15 protein-coding genes, 2 tRNA genes and 5 pseudogenes are annotated in these 20,860 nt (G+C 58.2%); 5 read left to right on the forward strand and 17 right to left on the reverse strand.

The genetic code is table 11. The features are described 5' to 3' along the window. Positions 1-143 precede the first annotated feature (143 nt). The 7 genes and pseudogenes from MLPF_RS09885 to clpX form a co-directional block, all read right to left on the reverse strand. Positions 144-287 (reverse strand): hypothetical protein, encoded by a 144-nt coding sequence (locus tag MLPF_RS09885; protein WP_156147116.1) that lies wholly within the window; start codon positions 285-287, stop codon positions 144-146. Positions 288-561: 274 nt separating this feature from the next. Further along, entirely contained in the window at positions 562-756 is a 195-nt protein-coding gene (locus MLPF_RS09890; protein WP_237817155.1) for a hypothetical protein, read from the reverse strand. Positions 757-972: 216 nt separating this feature from the next. After that, on the reverse strand, positions 973-1,344 hold the full coding sequence (locus MLPF_RS09895) for a hypothetical protein (RefSeq protein ID WP_050039138.1): 372 nt from the start codon (positions 1,342-1,344) through the stop codon (positions 973-975). A gap of 297 nt (positions 1,345-1,641) precedes the next feature. After that, positions 1,642-1,869, reverse strand: coding sequence for a hypothetical protein (locus MLPF_RS09900; RefSeq protein WP_175266417.1), 228 nt, complete (start codon positions 1,867-1,869; stop codon positions 1,642-1,644). Between the two features lie 1,630 nt (positions 1,870-3,499). Then, positions 3,500-4,505, reverse strand: a pseudogene (locus MLPF_RS09905) (thiamine pyrophosphate-dependent enzyme); the annotation flags it as partial. 151 nt (positions 4,506-4,656) lie between these two features. After that, a pseudogene (locus MLPF_RS09910) lies at positions 4,657-6,489 on the reverse strand (2-oxoacid:acceptor oxidoreductase family protein). 313 nt (positions 6,490-6,802) lie between these two features. Next, complete coding sequence (clpX, locus tag MLPF_RS09915) at positions 6,803-8,083, reverse strand: ATP-dependent Clp protease ATP-binding subunit ClpX (RefSeq protein ID WP_045843185.1); 1,281 nt, start codon at positions 8,081-8,083, stop codon at positions 6,803-6,805. A 277-nt stretch (positions 8,084-8,360) separates the two neighbouring features. On the opposite strand from clpX, the gene mmuM reads away from it, so the two are divergent. Then, entirely contained in the window at positions 8,361-9,236 is an 876-nt protein-coding gene (gene mmuM / locus MLPF_RS09920; RefSeq protein ID WP_162196927.1) for a homocysteine S-methyltransferase, read from the forward strand. On the opposite strand, the gene clpP2 is transcribed toward mmuM, so the two are convergent. From clpP2 to MLPF_RS09940, 4 genes are all read right to left on the reverse strand, one after another. Beyond that, positions 9,233-9,877 carry an ATP-dependent CLP protease proteolytic subunit ClpP2 gene (clpP2, locus tag MLPF_RS09925; RefSeq protein WP_045843187.1) on the reverse strand — a complete coding sequence of 215 codons (645 nt, stop codon included), beginning with the start codon at positions 9,875-9,877 and terminating at the stop codon, positions 9,233-9,235. The genes mmuM and clpP2 overlap by 4 nt on opposite strands. Further along, positions 9,874-10,476, reverse strand: coding sequence for an ATP-dependent CLP protease proteolytic subunit ClpP1 (gene clpP1 / locus MLPF_RS09930; RefSeq protein ID WP_156147118.1), 603 nt, complete (start codon positions 10,474-10,476; stop codon positions 9,874-9,876). The genes clpP2 and clpP1 overlap by 4 nt, the downstream gene beginning before the upstream one ends. A gap of 119 nt (positions 10,477-10,595) precedes the next feature. Beyond that, complete coding sequence (gene tig, locus MLPF_RS09935; protein ID WP_045843188.1) at positions 10,596-11,996, reverse strand: trigger factor; 1,401 nt, start codon at positions 11,994-11,996, stop codon at positions 10,596-10,598. A gap of 32 nt (positions 11,997-12,028) precedes the next feature. Beyond that, positions 12,029-12,105 (reverse strand) — tRNA-Pro (locus MLPF_RS09940). A gap of 135 nt (positions 12,106-12,240) precedes the next feature. On the opposite strand from MLPF_RS09940, the gene MLPF_RS09945 reads away from it, so the two are divergent. Continuing rightward, positions 12,241-12,311: transfer RNA gene (locus MLPF_RS09945), tRNA-Gly, on the forward strand. Between the two features lie 658 nt (positions 12,312-12,969). Continuing rightward, a pseudogene (locus tag MLPF_RS17630) lies at positions 12,970-13,328 on the forward strand (esterase); the annotation flags it as partial. 75 nt (positions 13,329-13,403) lie between these two features. Here the strand turns inward: MLPF_RS17630 and MLPF_RS09955 are convergent. The 3 genes and pseudogenes from MLPF_RS09955 to MLPF_RS09965 form a co-directional block, all read right to left on the reverse strand. After that, a pseudogene (locus MLPF_RS09955) lies at positions 13,404-14,193 on the reverse strand (Fpg/Nei family DNA glycosylase); the annotation flags it as partial. 37 nt (positions 14,194-14,230) lie between these two features. Then, entirely contained in the window at positions 14,231-14,710 is a 480-nt protein-coding gene (locus tag MLPF_RS09960) for a ribose-5-phosphate isomerase (RefSeq protein WP_045843191.1), read from the reverse strand. Between the two features lie 49 nt (positions 14,711-14,759). Beyond that, positions 14,760-15,383 (reverse strand): mycothiol-dependent nitroreductase Rv2466c family protein, encoded by a 624-nt coding sequence (locus MLPF_RS09965; protein WP_045843189.1) that lies wholly within the window; start codon positions 15,381-15,383, stop codon positions 14,760-14,762. A gap of 134 nt (positions 15,384-15,517) precedes the next feature. On the opposite strand from MLPF_RS09965, the gene pepN reads away from it, so the two are divergent. Together pepN and MLPF_RS09975 are read left to right on the forward strand one after the other, a co-directional pair. Continuing rightward, complete coding sequence (gene pepN / locus MLPF_RS09970; RefSeq protein WP_237817162.1) at positions 15,518-18,097, forward strand: aminopeptidase N; 2,580 nt, start codon at positions 15,518-15,520, stop codon at positions 18,095-18,097. Between the two features lie 146 nt (positions 18,098-18,243). After that, a complete protein-coding gene (locus MLPF_RS09975) occupies positions 18,244-18,414 on the forward strand; it encodes a hypothetical protein (RefSeq protein WP_237817104.1) in 171 nt (56 codons plus the stop codon). On the opposite strand, the gene MLPF_RS09980 is transcribed toward MLPF_RS09975, so the two are convergent. The 3 genes and pseudogenes from MLPF_RS09980 to dapC all read right to left on the reverse strand — a co-directional run bounded on the left by MLPF_RS09980 (position 18,411) and on the right by dapC (position 20,842). Continuing rightward, on the reverse strand, positions 18,411-18,641 hold the full coding sequence (locus MLPF_RS09980; RefSeq protein ID WP_237817102.1) for a hypothetical protein: 231 nt from the start codon (positions 18,639-18,641) through the stop codon (positions 18,411-18,413). The genes MLPF_RS09975 and MLPF_RS09980 overlap by 4 nt on opposite strands. Positions 18,642-19,188: 547 nt before the next feature. Next, a pseudogene (locus MLPF_RS17635) lies at positions 19,189-19,613 on the reverse strand (hypothetical protein); the annotation flags it as partial. A gap of 143 nt (positions 19,614-19,756) precedes the next feature. Continuing rightward, the gene (gene dapC / locus MLPF_RS09990) at positions 19,757-20,842 is read right to left on the reverse strand and encodes a succinyldiaminopimelate transaminase (RefSeq protein ID WP_045843193.1); all 1,086 of its coding nucleotides are present in this window, start codon (positions 20,840-20,842) and stop codon (positions 19,757-19,759) included. Between the last annotated feature and the right edge of the window lie 18 nt (positions 20,843-20,860).

Here is a 20,860-nt window from a genome sequence, read left to right on the forward strand (position 1 = left end):
CCACCAGAGACATGTAGTATATTTCCCGGGAGGAGGATTCTAGGGACGGCTCCGGAGCGACTTCCGCGACTGGCTGCCAGGTAGCACCGACAACTTGCTGCGCAGAGGGCTCGCCGACGCTCGTTACCTCCATCCCAGTAAGCTCAGTCACCGGTGGCGGTCGGGGCATCGGTCTCCGTATGCGTCGCCCACGTCGACCCGTCAACGGCGTAAATCACCAGGTTGTCATCGTCTTGCAGGGTGAGGGTAGAGGCGCCGTTGTGGGAGCCGAGCCACTCGCTCCGCACCACACTTCTGTCCCTCATTAAGCTTGTCTGGCATGGCATTTCCTCTACGTTATCCAGTCCGACCGGTTGCCGTCAGCTGTCGTTGTCAGCCCCCGATAAGCGGGCATCTAATCGATCCTGACTCGACCTGAGTATCTACGCTTATCGACGGAACCGAAAGCCCCAACAGCTGGCGCTGGCTACTTCTTGCCACCGAGGATGCCGCCAAGAGGTTGTTGCGGCATGTTGCCCGCCGGCACCTCCCTTGGCCAGCGCCGATGCGACCTATTCGGTGTCATTGCCCACGAACAGCGTCGTGACTGCTGGCGGGTAACTCGATTCTGTTGGCCTGCTCGGGATCTTTCGAGTTGTGCACCAATCCGCTGACCAACACCAACGTATGAACCGCGCTGTCGACTTCGTCTTTATCGACGCCGAACATGGCGGCGATTTCCCACGCGGGAATCTGCGTCTTGAGCATAGAGATCATCAAGACCGGCCGTCGACGTGTCCACCTGCATCGCAGATACGTCAGATTCTGTAAAGCCAAATCGTTTACGACACTAGCCCAATCCAATTTCCGGCTATACTCCTTCAGCAACGCTTAGGCAACCGCCGAAATCACGAGTGCACAGTCAGATCTGAGGGGAAAGAACCGAATCCGCAGCCGTGATCGATGCGATTTACCGTAAACTAGCGGCAGGTCTCAGTTCAACCGCTCGGCCTGCAGGGACACACCCGCCGGCAGGGAATCGCAACAATAGAACATCACCCATCGCGACCCATCGCGATCGCGGGCAGTAGGCATGCCCCGCAGGCCGGAGAACTTGTCACAGTCGAATGTCAGCGCAATACCACATTCTCCGAGCCGCACCGACGTCGCCCGGTAACCGGGGTCGCCGTCCTGTGCAATACGCACCACGTACAGGGCACCACTGATCGTAGCAGTGTATTTTTCGATCCAATGAAAGTCGCACCCCCGAGTCGCCACACTTGGGTCGGTGCCGTGTTTGGGAACGAGTCGTTCCACCAGTCCAGGCGGCAGGAGCCGGAAGTAGCGGCTGCCCAGCTCGGACATAACGTTTCCTGCCCCGCCGACGACTTTAGACTCATGCTTTCGCGATCATAGAAACGTGTGCTATACATCCAGCCCCCATAACGCGTTGCTGAACCGCACGATCCGCGTGTGAGTCGGCGGCATTATGAGGTCCCCTTATACAAACCAGCCAGTTCTGGCGCAATCTGACGAGCATGACGCCACGGCAAATCCAGTTGCGAGCCGAGTTCGAGCTCGGCACCGCAGTCGGTGCTTAGTGTGTGTGGATCCGCGAATTGACAAAGCACAGCGGGAGCACTGGAAACGACGTGCAACACGTCACGGAAGCGACGCGATGGTTCTTCCGGAAAGCCCGCCGACCACGGCACGCACCACGAAATCGGTGCCAACCAGCTCGCCAACAGTGTTCTCCCTAGTCGTGCGTACAGGGGCGTGGACGATGCGAGCACCGATATCGTCCGGCCTGCTTGTGATATAGAGGTCGACGCTGCTGCGGACGAACGGCGGCTCCCCGCTCAGATCAGCATAAGTGCTCCGTACCAGCACCAAACACATGCAGCAACTAAAGGAAACCGTAGCGGTTGTAGGGCCCAACCTCCGTAACGGCGATTCGGGTCCTGGCAGCCATTTCATTCAGAGTCGATGGCAATGCCGTACCGGCAGCCAGAATCGGCCGGGACTGTGCGGATCTGTGGATTATTTTGTGACGCCCGTATCGGGCTGTGTATTCACACTACGAAACCAGATTGCGTGCGTCATTTTGACTATATATAGATCCTATCTTGGCCTGATAGCGGAACAAGTTTAGATTTTATTTCCGCAGGTCATCAGTGCCTTTTAAGCTGACGGCAATACGTCGCCACCAAAGCTATTTTATGAGCAGAATCATGCAAATGTTGTGAGCTGGAACAAAAATTTTGTTCTTACGTGACGCAATCGCTCGGACTCGGCCACCGGGTCGTCAAAAATAGCAAGGTGGGCAGGATACAGGTCTCAGGAACCAGAAATAAGCCGATAAATAGCAACCCTACGTTGAAAACATAGGCAAACCAATAGTATTTGCTGATTCCACAAGTAGCCTAGCAACATCGCACACTATCCGGCACCGACGTAGCAGGAGGCTTCGCACTGTTCACCAAATATTTCCTAATTAAATTGTTTACCAACAGATTTAGATATCACCAACAATTTTTAACGAATCAGCAATGGCCGCAACAGCTTCCCATTGGACTAAACCGCACCCTATAGGACGCAGACCTGGCTGGTGATCTGCGTAAGCCGATTTGCCACAAAAACCTAGGGCTCGGGTAATGCTACACTTGACCAAAACCCGCGTGTTCAATGTTCCGAATCGTAGCTGCTCCAGAGTATAATATTGGTGTGCACTCAGGTAAGTCGGACGTATCTATCGAAAGTAAGCTCGCACGAATATTACACACCACTATAAATATTTAAAAATAAAAATCAATACTGCCTGCTCTCGCAAAATAACTATAAGAAATATTCAACAATTAATTTTGATAGAAAATTGAAACATTCCCGTTGTGTAACTACCTTGGGATCCCGGCAACACGAAAGCACGCAAGCCAGTAGCCGTATTGACGAACGTCAATACGGACGCGAATCCGACATCACGATCCGGCTGAGTGTCCGACGCGTCGACCAAAGGCACATATCTTGCGCTAACCGACAGGCTACCGGAACATCAGCTCGTTCAACCAGATCCGTGCAGTACACGGCGGAGAGCGTAGTGATCCTGGCCGTTCCGCAGTAACACAACCTCAGCGTTCGTCGCACAGGGCCTTCACACGAAGCAATCGATCGATTCTACGGTAGAGAAATAATAGTCTGACAGCGTAGACGAACGCAAACCGAACCACCCGCCTCCGTCGGCTGCATGCAATGTGCACCCAGTCGCCGACAGCGATCCTAGTCCTCAGACCTCGCCGCGCATGATGTGGGCCTGCAGCTCAAGTAACGATGTCTTTGGGATGGCCCATCACAAAAACCGGTTTGCAGCGCTGGGCGACAAATACGAAGGACAAGCTCGACTATTGTGCTGGGTCCTCCAAGCACCACCATGCTGGCCTTGTCAGACCCTTGCGTTGCGATTTGACCCCGGCGAGTACGCCGCTAACCAGCCAGCAGGACCGTGTCAAGCATCGGCTCAGCTACGTCAGTCGACGGTCCCGGTGTCGTGCCCGCGCACTAACGATTGCAGTGCGGCGCTTGTCGGACGCGGTCGAAGTCTGTGCAGAGCAGACCTGAAAACGGGCCGCGTAATCATAAGTTGGCCGGCTGATCTGGCGGACAATACCCAGGACGAGGTGGTCAAGGCTCTGATCAGATAGCCGCGACAGCGCAAAAGCATAAGCTACGTCGTCGTGCGCATCATGCCCGACGATCTCTTCAACAGCAACGTCGGCGGTCTTAGCCACCTCGAGGGAAAAATCGGACTTCACTACTCGGTATTCGCGTATTCGCTGCTTGCGCCGAAGACTATCGGCTAGCCATGTCAGACATTGATCACCCGCTCTTCGGCACCCTCTTTACGCAGTGCGGCAAACGAACCGTCGTTGAAAACGGGGCAATCCCGCAGAATCCCGACTAGAGTAACGCCACGGTGCTAGGCCGCAGCACGCAGCACCTCGGTTAGTCCGCTGCAGTCCCAGTCGAGCGCGCGGCCGATGAAGATCGTTTCAGCACCCAGCGCCAACAACACCGGGTTGAACGGGTGATCCAGCGAGCTCATCGGGGTCGACTTGGTGGCTTTGCCCACCTCTGAGTAGGCGAATACTGGCCTTTGGTTAACCAGTAGATCCGATTGTTGAATAGCAGAATTGTCATGTTGATGTTGCGGCGCAGCGCATGTATCAGAGGGTTGCCGCTAATCGACAACGCGTCACCGTCACCGGTGACCACCCATATCGACAAATCTTCGCAAACCAACGCCAAAACCAGCCGCGATCGCCAGCGCGCAGCCGTGGATTAAGTGGAACCCATAAGGTCTCCAGGTAGTACGGGAACCGGCTAGAAGCATCCAATGCCGCTGATGAACACAATGTTTTTTCGCGGTGTAGTCCCAATGTGGGCAGAAAGTTACGGACGTTGTTGAGGATGACTTAGGTCACCACAGGACACCAGCGGACCTCCTGGTAGCTAATAACGTCCTTGGACTTCTGCTGCTGTTCCCCGGGAGACACAATAGGGCACACAAACGTGTTTCTTCGACGTCGGAGTCACTCCACGGTCGGGGCCCGTCAGATGGCTGATCCCACTAGTCATGAGCGCCGCTCTTCCTCATCGCTTCGCTCTGCATCGTCGTGGCGCAGCTCATGTGTCGACTTCCGCTCCAACCGTGGCCGCCGCCAATCTAGTGAACATCGTCTTATCCTGTTCAATCTCGGCCAGTGTGCCGCCCAAAGCGGAGCGGATAACACGGCCCACCTCGTCGACCAAGAACGAAACACCCTGAACTTTGGTGACCCGACTGCACATCAACCAAACCAAATACTTGCCACACAGCACAATCGCCAGTTGACCAAGTTTCATCTCCGATGCCACCACCATAGGGTAACGCCGCAGCACGTCGCCCAGGTTAGCCGGGAACGGACGCAAATGCCGCAGGTAGGTATGCGTGACCTTGACGCCCTTGCGCCGTGCACGTCGACAGGCTTCACGGATCGGGCGTACGGAACTGCCCCACCCAAATCAGCAGCAGCTCAGCATCTCCGGTCGGATCATCGACCGTCTAGGTCGGAAACCCGGATTCCGTCGATCTTGGCCTGGCGCAATCTGACCATGAGGTCATGGCTGGACCGGTTCGTAGGAGATGTTGCCGGCGCCATGCGCAGCTTCCAACCCACCGATGCGATGTTCTAGACCGGGAGTGGCCGGGACAGCGAATTGCGGAGCCAGCGTTTCCGGGTCGCGGACATAAGGCTGGAAGGGCGCATCGAGTTTGGCGAAGGTGTGCTCGATGCGCACCAACGCGCTGACGTCCGAGATTCGCCGCGGCTCCGCGCCATTGGCGATGGCGCCGTCGGACAACAAGTTACTGGCGTGTGGTACGACACCGCGATACGCACCACTTCAATGGAAGTCTCAAAGCAGTCCGACGGAGACTGCGGCACCAATACCGCCACTGGCAATTCCCCCATTGCGGCCGTACAACGCCTGCAGCAAAGGCTGCCTGCTCGATCTTAGTCGGCAAACCAGTCGAAGATCCGCACCGCTGCACATCGATTTAACAATAGCGGCAGTTCGGTCATCACACGGAGGCCTAGCGCCTCGGACTTCAGCGAAAGACCTGGACCCAATGTGCTCGTAACTCCCAGCGCACCAACGTAAGCGGCGCAAACGCCGCCCATCTCGTCTTTCGCTTGCAACGTGATCACGTTGAAGTTCTTATGCTTGGACAACTCGTGCAAGATGTCCGCTGTCAGCGGAATCGGATAGCCGCCGAGCACAACCGAAATGTTGGCAAGCTGGCTGGCCACAACGATGCCGTAGGCCAGAGCAATGTTGCCTAAGATCTTCCGGTATTCGCCGGCCGGCAACATCCCTGGCGGGACCTCGAACATGGTGCCGAATTCCTCGGTAGTTTCACCATATTGACAGCCTGCCTTTCAAGGCTAGGATGTTGGCCTCCGAGACATATCGAGCTTACACGCGACCTTCTCTTTGATGATGGTTTCGCCGGTCAGGATCGGCCGCCCGTACATCCATGACAACAAACTCGGCGTAAACATGTTCTTAACGCGCTGGCCGTCTTTCTTGGACGCGCCGATCGCCTCGACTGCTCCAAGGGTCAGCATGGTCATCGGGACGGCGTGAACAACGTATTTCTCCAGCTCATCGGATCCCAGCAGGTTGGCTACGTAACCCACCTTCATCAGGTTGCGTTTGATGAACTCGTCAGAGTTCGCGATCACCATTCCGCCACGCTGCAAATCAGCAATGTTGGCCTTTAAAGCTGCTGGATTCATCGCGACAAGCACGTTCAGTCGGTCCCCGGCCAGCTGAATACCGTTGCCGGAAATCGCCCGCTAAACAGATAGTAACCCTTTCCAAGCATCGTCGGTTGAACCTGGCATGAACAGCAGCTCCAGCATTAACCTCTGCCCCAGTGCCGTTGCCATTCGGATCCAAGTCCCCGCCTTCCATCTGCTCTCCGGACAGGCACTCCGCGCTACAGCTTCAAGTTATGCGCCGTCGGATGACTCCCCCCGCCCTCACGCTTTATGTCACTGGTGGTACCCCAGTTATGGCATTGCCTCTATATAGCGTACCCCCAAAAAACACACGGCGAGTTCGCCATTAAAAACTCACGTCAGCGTGGGATAGCTGAGACGAAGGTGTGAAACCGTGGCATAGATCACGTGCGCTGGGTACAGGACCACATCGGAGCAATGCCGCTCGTTGAACACATTCGTTTTCTGCTGCCGATCCCGACTTTCCAGCCGCCGTCGTCGCAAGACTAGGCACTCTTATCGCGGCGCTCAGTGCGCGACGGCTTGCGCGGCACGATCGTTGGCAACACGTTGTCCTGCACCGTCTCCTTGGTCACCACCACTTTGGCGACGTCGTCGCGGCTAGGAATATCATACATCACTGGTAGCAGGACTTCTTCCATGATAGCCCGCAGGCCACGAGCTCCGGTGCCGCGGTGGATCGCTTGGTCGGCAATCGCTTCTAGCGCGTCATCAGTGAATTCCAGCTCCACACCGTCCATTTCGAAAAGCCAAGTGTACTGCTTGACCAAAGCATTCTTCGGCTCGGACAGAATCTTGACCAACGACTCCATGTCCAGATTGATGACCGAGGCGATCACCGGGAGCCGGCCAATGAACTCAGGGATCAAGCCGAACTTGATCAGATCTTCGGGCATCACATCGGCGAAATGATCGGTGGTGTCGATCTCGGCTTTGGAGCGGACTTCGGCGCCAAAGCCTAAGCCGCGTTTGCCGACACGCTCGTAGATAATCTTATCCAACCCAGCAAAGGCACCGGCGACGATGAACAACACGTTGGTGGTATCGATCTGAATGAATTCTTGGTGCGGATGCTTGCGGCCGCCCTGCGGGGGAACCGACGCCTGGGTACCTTCTAGAATTTTCAACAGGGCCTGTTGAACGCCCTCGCCAGAGACATCGCGGGTGATCGAAGGGTTCTCGCTCTTACGAGCGATCTTGTCGACCTCGTCGATGTAGATAATGCCGGTCTCGGCACGTTTGACGTCATAGTCGGCGGCCTGAATCAGCTTAAGCAAGATGTTCTCGACATCCTCACCGACGTAACCGGCCTCGGTCAGTGCAGTGGCGTCGGCGATGGCAAACGGGACATTGAGCATCTTGGCCAACGTCTGAGCCAGGTAGGTCTTGCCGCAGCCAGTAGGCCCCAACATCAAGATGTTGGACTTGGCTAACTCTACCGGTTCGCGCTTAGAGTCACGGCCCTTATCTCCGGCCTGAATCCGCTTGTAGTGATTGTAGACCGCGACAGCTAACGTCCGCTTGGCGGTGTCCTGCCCGATGACGTAACCCTCAAGAAACTCCCGAATCTCAACGGGCTTAGGCAACTCATCAAGCTTTAAATCGTCAGCATTGGCCAGTTCTTCTTCGATGATCTCGTTGCACAGGTCGATACATTCATCACAGATGTACACCCCAGGGCCCGCAATGAGTTTCTTGACCTGCGTCTGACTCTTCCCGCAAAACGAGCACTTCAGCAAGTCACCACCGTCTCCGATACGCGCCATGGTGTAAGGGCCTACTTCCTGTTCGCCGTTCGTCTTGCTGTGCCGCGTGTATTTCGCGACGCTACCTGCTAGTTTGGGGCCGACGCGACCGTTAGCGCCAAATCGCGTCAGTGGTATTTATGACTCTTCCGTCTGGCATGAAACATATAGTCCGACTCTGCCCACCACCCGTCGAGACCCACAATCCATGTCTCTGGCGTGTCGTGGTCGTTACGTGACCGCCGCCCCCCTGAGCCTCCGAGCCTTCGCGTAATCACCTTACAGTGGCCAAGTGGTACTGGCTGTTCACAGCGAATCCGTGCTGATAAACGACGGTGGGCTAGCCACCGCGCTCGAAGAGCGCGGAAACGATCTATCCGATCCGTTGTGGTCGGCTAGACTGCTGGCGGATGCCCCGCAAGAAATCGTTGCTGTGCATGTCGCGTACTTTCGCGCTGGTGCGACGATCGCGACAACCGCGAGCTACCAGGCATCATTTGAAGGTTTGGCGGCACACGGGATCGACCGCAATGAGGCCATTCGGCTACTGCGCCGCAGCGTCGCACTCGCCAACGCCGCGCGTGATAAGGTCAGCAAGGGTGGTCTTTACGTCGCCGCCTCGGTCGGACCGTACGGCGCGGCGCTGGCCGACGGGTCGGAATACCGCGGACGCTACGGCCTGTCCGTCGCAGCTCTGGCACGGTGGCATCGCCCGCGGCTGGAGGTACTGGCCGAGGCTGGTGCGGACATACTTGCCCTAGAAACCGTCCCCGACATCAACGAAGGCGAAGCTTTGGTCGACCTGGTACGCTCGGTTGGCGTGCCGGCGTGGCTCAGCTACACCATCAAGGGAACGCGGACCCGCGCCGGACAACCGCTTGCCGAGGCGTTCGAGGTAGCCGCCGGCGTACCCAATATTGTCGCGGTCGGCGTCAATTGTTGCGCACCCGACGATGTTCTGGCGGCCATCCAGATCGCGAATATCGGCAAGCCGATCATCGTCTACCCGAATAGTGGAGAACGCTGGGACAACCGCGCTTGGACAGGACCGCGTAGGTTTTCCGCGCAGCTCGCCCTGCAGTGGACGGCGGCCGGGGCACACATCGTCGGTGGATGCTGCCGGGTGCGGCCAGCCGATATCACCGAACTAACGAAGGCACTGGCGAGCCGTTAAACGGTCTGCGCGGAGAGCTTGCGGTACTCCAACACAGTGTCGATAATCCCGTAGTCCTTGGCTTCTTCGGCGGTCAGGATCTTGTCCCTGTCCGTGTCCTTACGGATCACCGCGGCATCCTTGCCGGTGTGCCGGGCGAGCGTCGTCTCCATCAAGGTGCGCATCCGCTCGATCTCGGCAGCCTGGATCTCCAGATCGGAGAATTGACCTTGGATCACACCAGACAACGACGGCTGGTGGATCAGCACGCGGGCATTAGGTAAGGCCATCCGCTTACCCGGGGTTCCAGCAGCCAACAGCACTGCCGCCGCCGAAGCAGCCTGACCCAGACACACAGTCTGGATGTCGGCCCGTACATATTGCATCGTATCATAGATAGCCATCAAAGACGTGAACCCACCGCCCGGCGAGTTGATGTACATAGTGATATCCCGGTCCGGGTCCAACGACTCCAACACCAGCAGCTGGGCCATGATGTCGTTTGCCGACGCGTCGTCAACTTGGACGCCTAGAAAGATGATGCGTTCCTCAAACAGCTTGTTGTACGGGTTGGACTCTTTGACGCCAAAACTGGAGTGCTCGATGAATGACGGCAGGATGTATCGCGCCTGAGGTTTGACCTGAGAATTCTGCAGTTTCACTGCACTTCTCCGTTGACATGGGCGCGGGTGATGATGTGGTCAACAAAACCGTATTCCAGGGCTTCCAAGGCCGTGAACCAGCGGTCGCGGTCGGAATCAGCCTCAATGCGTTCGATCGGCTGGCCGGTGAACTCGGCGTTGAGTCGGAACATCTCCTTTTTGATGACGGCGAACTGCTCAGCCTGGATGGCGATGTCGGCTGCGCTGCCGGTCACCCCGCCCAACGGCTGGTGCATCAGGATTCGGGCGTGTGGTAGCGCATACCGCTTGCCCCTAGTTCCAGCCGCCAGCAAGAACTCCCCCATCGACGCGGCCATGCCCATCGCGTAGGTGGCGATGTCACACGGCGCCAGCACCATGGTGTCGTAGATCGCCATCCCAGCGCTGATCGATCCGCCAGGGGAATTGATGTACAGGGAAATGTCCTTGAAGGCGTCTTCGGCAGCAAGCAGCAGTATCTGTGCGCAAAGCCGATTGGCGATGTTGTCGTCCACCTCCGACCCCAGGAAAATGATTCGCTCGGAGAGCAAACGCTCATAGACCGAGTCCGTGAGGTTGAGACCCTGCGCATTCGAACGCATGTTAGTCACGTGGCCCACAGTGGGATACCTGCTTTCTGGAGTTCTGTATGCACCCGACAGTAACGAACCGAGCTCGCTGTTTGGCGATCACGCACCCCCTGAAAGGAGCACGTTCGTTTACAGCGTCATAACCCAAGTCATTCCACGGCCTTCGTCATCGACGGCACCGCTGTCGGATCTGCTTCTTCGGTCTTCTGGTCAACCTGATCCCTTTGGGCATGCTTGCCGAAGAATTCACTGGTGTCGATCGTGTTTCCGTCAACATCGGTGACCGTAGCTGCCTCAACCACAGCTGCGACCGCCAGCCTGCGCCGCATATCAATAACCAAGGACGATAACTGGCTGTTTTCCCGCAAGAAGCCAAATAGCTGCTGTGCATCGACGCCGTATTGCCGAGACGTGGCGAGCAAGCGTTCGTTCAGGTCATCCTGGCCCACCTGGATCTTCTGCTCTTCGGCCACTACATCCAACAGCAATTGCCTCGTTACATCCTTCTCGGCGGTGCTACGCGTCTCAGCCTCAAACTCCTCGCGCGACGACCCACGCTCAGCGAGGACTTCGGCGAACTTGGTTTCGTCATGACCCACGCCGCTAAGCGCGGCGTGCAGGACACTATCAAACTGAGCTTGCACAATCCCTTCCGGCAATGGCACATCCACCCGCTCAAGCAAAGCGTTCACGGCCGCGTCACCAATTTTCTCCGCTTGCTGGGCGTGCTTAGCCTGACGGATCTGATCACCAAGATCGGCCCGCAGTTCCGTCATGGTGTCGAACTCGCTGGCCAGTTGCGCGAACTCGTCATCCGGCTCCGGCAGTTCACGTTCCTTGACCGACTTGACGGTGACGATGACCTCTGCGTCTCGCCCAGCGTGTTCGCCGGTCACTAACTGGGTGGTGAAGACTCGCGACTCGCCGACGGACAAACCGACGAGCGCATCGTCGAGACCTGCGATGAACCGGCCGGAGCCGACTTCATGAGACAACCCCTCCGCGTCAACGTTCGGCACCTTCTCACCATTAATGGTGGTCGACAAATCAATCGAGACAAAGTCACCGAGTGCCACCGGCCGGTCCACACCGGTCAGGGTGCCGAACCTGGCACGCAACGACTGCAACTCTTCCTCAACATCGTCGGTGCTGACCTCGACTGGATCCACAACAACCGTCAGTGTGCTGAAATCCGGAAGTGCGATCTTGGGGCGTACCTCAACCTCGACGGTGAAAGCCAGATCCTGACCGTACTCCTTTCTAGTCACCTCTATTTCGGGCTGGCCGATCGGTTGGACCTCCGACTCCGCCAGCGCCTGCCCGTACCGGCTGGGCATAGCTTCGTTGACGACCTGATCTAGCAGTGTCTCCCGGCCAAAACGGGCCTCCAGCAACCTCGCGGGCACCTTCCCGGGCCGGAAACCGGGCAGCCGCACATGTCTGGCCAGCTCTTTGTAGGCCCGCTGAAAATCCGGCTCGAGCTCTGTAAAAGGCACTTCCACGTTGATACGCACTCGAGTAGGGTTCAACTGTTCGACACTGCTTTTCACGGGTATGCTCCTCAGTGGTCGTCCCTGGCGATTGGTCGGGGTGACAGGATTTGAACCTGCGGCCTTCCGCTCCCAAAGCGGATGCGCTACCAAGCTGCGCTACACCCCGCGCTGACCATGCAATCTTAAGGCCCGACGGCAACGGCTTTTGCAACAACCTATTTGCGTCACGAAGCGGCCGCAGAACAACTTGGATTAGAATTTGATGTCTGCCAACACATAAAATCGCGTTCGACTGATGCACGCGGGCGTAGCTCAATGGTAGAGCCCTAGTCCTCCAAACTAGCTACACGGGTTCGATTCCCGTCGCCCGCTCAAGTTGACTGTTTTGCTCAACGGAAAGGCGCCATAAGCGATGTTATCAAAGGCTCATGCGCGTCGGACTTCAGTCAGCGTACAAAATGCGTTCGAGCACAACTTTGCGCTGCATAACCAAGTCGGCGCAGCGTAGAGGTGCGAGTCAACGGAGATCTCGTCGTCCACCTCTGCGCAGCTCCGCCGACACCGCCGGTACCCGACCGTGGCAGCAGGAGACGCTATCCGTCGTACTCTCCGGCACCAAGCGTGCTACCAGCAACATGCGTGCAGCGAGCTGCCGTGCCGCACCGTGGTGGCAGCTAGGCCACCACTCACGGCTACCACACGGTCCGCTTCGGTGTCCTCCTCGGCAAGGTGATTCGCCGGATCACCGGCCGTACAATAGATCACTATCTGCACACCGAGACTGCCGAACCGCCAAGGATCAATATGGTGAACCACTCCAAAATCAGCATGGTGGTGTCCGACGTCCAGACATCCAACTAGCCCGTCATGCCGGCATAACATCCGAAAGCGGGGCTATCCGTCGCGATCGGGTTCGTGCCTTGTGTGCCCGACAACGAACTCGGCTCCAAAGCATCCGGCGCGGTGGCGAAAGATCGTAATGTCTCACCACCAACGGACATGCATCGAAGTCGGGGTCGACAACTTTAACTACAACGCACTCGCCCAGGAGAATCTGTTCAGTCGCAGCCATACGGACCTCGTCCAGGTGTCCCAAGATGGCTTTTACACCGATCCGGTGCTCGGCCCGCTGGTCGCCGATCGCGTATTGGGATTTGGGCTACATGCTCAACCAGCGTAGCAGCAACGGACCCAATCCGAGGATCTTCGACCACGGTGGCACATGCGGTTAATACACATAGCCAATCTGGAACATCGAATCGGCTAATGTGTATGTGATGAATCGCTTCGACACCACCGAGGTCAACGCAGACCCCTCGCAAACTCGCCCTTAGTAACCAGGTCTATGCGGCACTTGAAGTCACCAACGACGAGCTCTCAGTAGTCTGAAATTGCCGGTGGCTGGGCCAACCCGGTCCCCCCTCGCGGATTCGGCGAAGTATGATCCTTGTCACTGGTCATTAACGTCTGGCACTGAAGGCACCGAAACACATTGCGGTCCTCTAAGCACCACGGTACGGCCCCCCACACACACCCGGCAGAGTCCTCGCCGGCGCGCCGGTAAACGTACGTGCGGGACCGCTCTGGCCGATAGGACAGCAGACCGCGGTCGTGCTCGGGTACACCACGAAGATCTTGCCACGGCCCAAACCCACTTTTCACCGGCGCAACCAGATAGGTCCACTCTGCATCGAACGCTGTCTGGCTGATCTCCCCGGCCGGGCTGGAGTGGGTGGATGCGGTGGCGGAACAACAACTCGCTGCATTAGACATGCCCCACCCGGACCCCGGCGATATATGGTCTGGTCCATCAAGAGTGTGCGCTAATAAGCCTAAAGGACTTTGTGATCCGAGCCCATGCCCACCAGGGGTTGGCATCGCCACGTAGGGGATCGAGCCCAAGCCTCGCGACGACGTCTCCGACCTGGCCTTCGCCGAGCACCCGACACACTGTCGAGCCACGCAAGTCGGTGCTGTAGCCACCGCCGAACATCCACATCCGCACCTGCCCGACCGGTTATAAACAGCGATACATCGCTAAAGCGGGCCCATTCGGTGTAAGGTGCCATAGAGGCCAAGATGCACATGCACTATCGGGCCGTCGGCGTAGTGATGAAACAGATGCTTGCTCCAAAAGCTGGCCCTGCGCTAGCACCCGTCCGTCCGCCGTAGCCGCCGAACTAGCGAATCGTCGTTGTGAGCTGAACACTACGACGGGTGCACCGGCGAATCGATGCTGATGCAACCAGGCCAACCGGTGCTGGGGTACGCCTTCCGAGCACCGGTAAACCTCAGGCCTGAGCGCCGGGCACCGGCGGCGCTTGGTGCGTACGTTCGAACTCGGCAAGGATGTCGATACGCCGTTGGTGACGCTGCACTTTCGACCACGGTGTGGTCACGAAAGTGTCGACAATAGTCAGCGCCTCACCTACGGTGTGCATGCGGCCGCCGATACCGATCAACTGCGCGTTGTTGTGTTCACGCGCTAGCCTCGCAGTCTCGACGTTCCACGCCAGCGCGCACCGCGCGCCGACGACCTTATTGGCCGCAATCTGCTCGCCGTTGCCCGATCCCCCAAGCACGATGCCGAGGCTACCCGGATCGGCCACCGTGCGCATCGCGGCAGTGATGCAAAACGCCGGATATTCATCGTCTACATCGTAACTAAAGGCGCCACAGTCGATCGGCTGGTGACCAGATTGTTTCAGATGCTCGATAATCTGCTCCTTGAGCTCGTAGCCGGCGTGGTCGGCCCCCAGGTAGACACGCATGCCCGACATTGTGCCCGACGCGGTTACGACGCTCGCCAAGCCGCCTAGTCTAGGCGAATTGTGGCGGCTCGGTGCGGGTCCGTTTGAGCTCAAAAAAGTGTGGGTAAGCTGCAAAAGTCAGCGAAGCATCCCAGAGCTTGCCGGCCTCCTCACCGCGCGGGATTTTCGACAGCACCGGCCCGAAGAACGCCACACCGTTGACGTGGACGGTCGGCGTGCCGACATCGTCGCCGACCGCATCCATGCCGGCGTGGTGGCTCTCACGCAGCGCGTCATCGTAGGCGTTACTTTGAGCTGCCGCGGCCAGCTCCGCTGGCAGACCGACGTCAGCAAGCGATCCCTTGATGACCTCGTCGAGGTTTTTGTTGTCCTCGTCGTGAATCCGGATGCCCATCGCGGTGTACAAGGGGTCCAGTACGCCGACACCATGAGCCTGCTCAGCAGCAATCACCACCCGCACCGGTCCCCATGCCTTCGTCATGTTTTCGCGATAGTTTTCCGGCAGATCTTCGCGGTTTTCGTTGAGTATAGCCAGACTCATCACGTGAAAGTGCACCTCGACATCGCGAACCTTCTCCACCTCGAGGATCCAGCGCGAAGTAATCCAACACCATGGGCACAGCGGGTCGAACCATAAATCGGCTTGAGACTTGACAGACGCCTTCTCGGGCATGACGTAGTTCTCTCCAGAAAGTTCAAGGACAATGGGAACACTCTTCAATACAACCGTAGTTGCCCGCGCAGCTGTTCCCACCCAGAAGTAACCGGTACCCGGCTCATGTGCCGACAGGCTTTAAGTTGGACTTCGTGGCCCTTCCAAACCTCACCCGGGACCAGGCTGTCGAACGCTCCGCCCTGATCACCGTCGACAGCTACCAAATCAACCTCGATCTCACCGACGGCGCCCCCAGCGACCGCACGTTCCACTCCACCACCACGGTGGTGTTTGACGCACTAGCCGGCGCCGACACCGTGATTGACATTGCTGCCGATACCGTACACAGTGCCACACTTAACGGCCGCGAACTCGACGTTTCCGGATACGACGAATCGACCGGTATCCCGTTACCTGGACTGGCCGATCGCAACGTTGTCGTCGTCGACGCCGACTGCCGCTACTCCAACACTGGCGAGGGCCTACATCGCTTCGTCGACCCCGTAGACGACGAGATCTACCTGTACTCACAATTCGAAACCGCTGACGCCAAGCGTATGTTCGCCTGCTTCGACCAACCGGACCTGAAGGCCACCTTCAAGGTGCAGGTGACCGCATCCCAGCACTGGAAGGTGATCTCCAATAGCGTGTGCATCAACATCACCGAGGGGACACACACCTTCGCCACTACTCCGCGGATGAGCACCTATCTGGTGGCGTTGATCGCCGGACCATACGCCGCCTGGTACGCCAGTTACCAGGACGAACACGGTGAAATCCCGCTGGGCATCTACTGCCGGGCCTCGCTGGCACAATTCATGGACGCCGAGCGATTATTCACACAGACCAAGCAGGGATTTAGCTTCTACCACAAGCACTTTGGCCTACCGTATGCGTTCGGCAAATACGATCAGCTCTTCGTTCCTGAGTTCAATGCCGGAGCAATGGAAAACGCCGGCGCAGTGACATTCCTCGAAGACTACGTCTTCCGCAGCAAAGTCACCCGAGCGTCCTATGAACGACGTGCTGAGACAATGTTACACGAAATGGCGCACATGTGGTTCGGCGACTTGGTCACCATGACCTGGTGGGACGACTTGTGGCTGAATGAATCGTTCGCGACCTTTGCATCGGTGCTGTGTCAAAGTGAAGCCACCGAGTTCACCGAGGCTTGGACGACGTTCGCCACCGTGGAAAAGTCGTGGGCGTACCGCCAGGACCAACTGCCATCGACGCACCCGATCGCAGCCGACATCCCCGACCTGGCTGCAGTCGAGGTGAACTTTGACGGAATCACTTACGCTAAAGGCGCCTCCGTATTGAAGCAGCTCGTGGCTTACGTTGGGTTAGAGCAATTTCTGGCCGGGCTGCGCAACTACTTCCGCAACCACGCATTCGCCAATGCCACCTTTGACGATCTGCTTGCCGCGCTGGAAAACGCCTCCGGACGTGACTTGTCGCACTGGGGGCAGCAGTGGCTGAAAACCACTGGGATCAACATTCTACGGCCAGATTTCGACGTCGACGCCGACGGCAAATTCACCCGGTTCTCGGTGATGCAAAGCGGTGCCGCACCGGGTACGGGTGAGACCCGGGTGCACCGGCTAGCGGTCGGAATCTACGACGACTGCGGGGAAGCCGACAAACTGGTGCGGGTGCATCGGGAGGAACTCGACATCGAGGGTCCAGAAACGGCAGTACCTGCACTGGTTGGCGTTTCACAGGGCAAGTTGATTCTGGTCAATGATGACGACCTGACCTATTGCTCACTGAGGCTAGATGCCCAGTCGCTGCAAACCGCGCTGCAGAGCATCGCCGACATCGCCGAACCGCTGCCACGCACTCTGGTGTGGTCAGCGGCCTGGGAGATGACCCGCGAAGCCGAATTGCGTGCCCGCGACTTCGTGGCGCTGGTTTCAGGTGCCGTGCATGCCGAAACCGAGGTCGGGGTGGCACAGCGGCTGCTAATGCAGGCGCAAACGGCGCTGGGCTCATATGCCGATCCGGACTGGGCGCGTGATTACGGCTGGCCGCAGTTCGCTGACCGGATCTTGGAATTGGCGCGCGCTGCAGCGTCCGGATCGGATCACCAGCTTACCTTCATCAACACGCTGTGCTCATCGGTGCTGTCGCCCCGGCATGTGCAGACATTGGCTGCCCTGCTCGACGGTGACCCCACCGAGCTAGGATTGCCTGGTGTGCAGGTCGATACCGATCTGCGCTGGCGCATCGTGACCGCGCTCGCCACCGCCGGGGTTCTCGATGCCGATGGGCCGCAGACACCGCGGATCGACGCTGAGATGCAACGTGACCCGACGGCCGCCGGCAAGCGTCACGGCGCTCAAGCCGCAGCAGCACGGCCACAGTCCGACGTTAAGGATAAGGCGTTTACTACGGTGGTCGAGGATGACACCCTGGCTAACGCCGCAGGCCGGGCGATAATCGCGGGCATCGTCGCACCAGGACAAGGTGAGCTACTCAAGCCGTTCACCGCGCGCTACTTCGCTGCGATACCCGGTGTCTGGACACGGCGATCTAGCGAAGTGGCGCAAACGGTGGTGATCGGCCTGTATCCTCACTGGGACATCAGCGACGCCGGGATCGCCGCTGCTGAAGAGTTCCTAGCAGCCCCGGAGTCCGGGGTACCACCGGCCTTGCGCCGACTGGTGCTGGAGGGCCAGGCTACGGTGAAACGCGCACTACGAGCTCGCAAGTTCGACAGCGCTGACTAAAGCGTTGTTGTTGTGTGGTGGCCGGGGGTGTTGGTGTTTGTGGCAGGAATTGTTGGTCGGTTTCATAGGTGGCAGGTGAAGTAGTGTTCTGGTGTGCCATCGCTGGCCGATACGGTCGGGAGTTTGGTGGGCTAGCCTAGATCTTGTTGGCGCTGGGTGTTGGGGGCGCTTTCGGGTGCATGCTATGGCTGTGGGGTGTCTGTTTGTTCACCGGCCCTCGGCCAGCCGGTGTGCCCCCGGCTGTGTTGGTGCCGTGTTGGTTTCACAGTTCGTCGATGACCTCGCAGCCGGTGATGACGCGTACGGCGGTGCTCTAGCCTAGGGCAGTACTTGACTTTTTGTGGGGATCGACCGCGGAAGGAAGATAAAAGCCATCCACGGCGTGATCTGGTGACTTGTGCGCGTGGCGGGCTAACACATCACCAGAAAAGCGCAACTGATCCCCGGCCACCCGCCACACCAGACGCACCCCCAGCATCGCCAGCTTCGATGTCGCGGCCGGTGACCAACACCAACTACTCGGCGGCCCTTGCAAGCAGCCCACCTACGCCGCGACCAACCCTAAACCACCAACACAACCCACACCACCGATCCCCACCACATAACCCACCACACCCCTCAACCACACAAAACCAAACCAGCAAGAAATAACCACTAATAGCTAGCGCTGGGAATTCGTTAAAACTGGCGTTTGCATCGGTGAACAAAATGGCAGCCGATGCCATCTGGACGAGGCCATAGAAGATGTTGGCGATTACCCAGTTGTCAAAGACCACACGGACAACCTGCAACAAAAACCAGTGGATATTCATCGACATACGGTGTTGTGTGGGTAACAAACACCAGATACACAACACCAGCCAGCAAGAATCCAAGTACCGCATCAATGACAGTGAGAACGCAGCTCGCGTTGAGGACCTGTGTTTTTCGTCAGCAATCAACCGTATTGGAGATCGCCTCAACACTGGCCAGTTACGAACCTCTGTTAGCGAACTCACGCAACAAGGTCTAGATCGTCGCGCCCATCACCAACCCGCTCCCCTGCTGCACCGGTACCGTTACGACCAGCTGATGCGAATAGTTATGTCGGTAATTCCCCCTACTATTTCGCAGATGACACTGACCACGATTGTCAAGGTGTCCATAAAGATGAACGCATAAGTAGCTACCCCCGAACGGCGTTCACATTTCACGCAGGCCGTGCAGGTGCGCGTAACAGATGAAAAGCAGTACCGAACTGACGATGATGTCCAGGCTATAGGGACCCAACACAGAGATCGCAGGCACCACCGCAACCGTCCCTGCCGCTGAGTGTACCACCACTATGACCACATAGCCGATCGGCAGAGAGGCCGCTGCGATCTGCACCAGCAGGTAAAAGTGCCTCAAGCGCAAAATTGTTAGACAATTTCTTGGATCTCCAGTCCTCGGTTATTAGTGACTTGCCCAGGACGATACGCTCGGCTATATCACCAAACGACAGCAAGATGTGCAGCTTGCCAGCCGAAGATGTCACGACCATATTCCTCACCCAAGGTTGGGCATGACGAAACACCTCAGATGCATTCTGCCGTCTGCCCCCAGACTCTTTCAAAACAAAACGTCGAAAGCACTAAAGACAGATCGACAAGGCAAACATCACGGCGTTGCTCCGGTGATCTAGCTGAGCCGCGCAACGGCGGCGGCGATCCGCTCATCACTGGCGGTCAGAGCCACCCTCACATGCTGACAACCATCAGGACCGTAGAATTCGCCGAGCGCCACCAGGATTCCACGCTGGGCGAACCACGCAGCACTATCCCGACAAGATTCACCACGGCTGGCCCACAGGTACAAGCCGGCCTCGGAATGGTCGACGGTAAAACCGGCTGATGCGACCGCGGGCAGCAAAACATCCCTTCGACGCGCGTAACGGTCTCGCTGCTCGCGGTCGTGAGCATCGTCCCCAAGGGCGGCAACCATGGCTGCCTGCACCGGCGTCGGCACCATCATCCCGGCGTGTTTACGCACCGCCAGTAACTCGGCAACCAAGTCCGGATCGCCGGCGACAAAACCCGCCCGATACCCGGCCAACGACGAGCTCTTTGACAGCGAGTGCACCGCCAGCAGCCCGGCATGGTTACCGTCACAGACCAAAGGGTGCAGCACCGATAACGGCTCGGCGTCCCAACCGAAACCCAGGTAGCATTCGTCAGAAGTCACCACGACACCACGATTGCGCGCCCATTCCACCACCTTGCGCAAGTGGTCCACGCCGAGTACTCGGCCGGTCGGGTTGCTCGGGGAGTTGAGGTAAAACAACGCCGGGGGCTGCGGGCCCAGCTGGGTCAACGAGTCCGCACGCAGCACCTGTGCTCCAGCCAACCGGGCGCCGACACCATACGTCGGATACGCCAATTTCGGCACCACAACCACGTCGCTGGCGCGTAGACCCAGCAAGGTCGGCAACCAGGCGATCAGTTCCTTGGTGCCGATCACAGGCAGCACGGCCGCCTCAGTGAGTCCGGTGATGCCGTAGCGGCGGTCCAAGGCGGCCACAGCCGCCTCACGCAGCCGCGCGGTGCCGGCCGTAGCGGGATATCCCGCTACGGAACTCGCGTCAGCAAGAGCCTCTTGGATCAGCGGTGCTACGGGATCGACCGGAGCGCCAACGGACAGGTCGACGATGCCGTCGGGATGAGTTTCGGCAACGGCTTTCGCGTCGGCCAAGGTATCCCAGGGAAACACCGGTAGGGTAGTCGACACTCGCCCGCAGGAGGACGC

It is taken from the genome of Mycobacterium lepromatosis, from assembly GCF_000975265.2.
Taxonomy (GTDB): Bacteria; Actinomycetota; Actinomycetes; order Mycobacteriales; family Mycobacteriaceae; genus Mycobacterium; species Mycobacterium lepromatosis.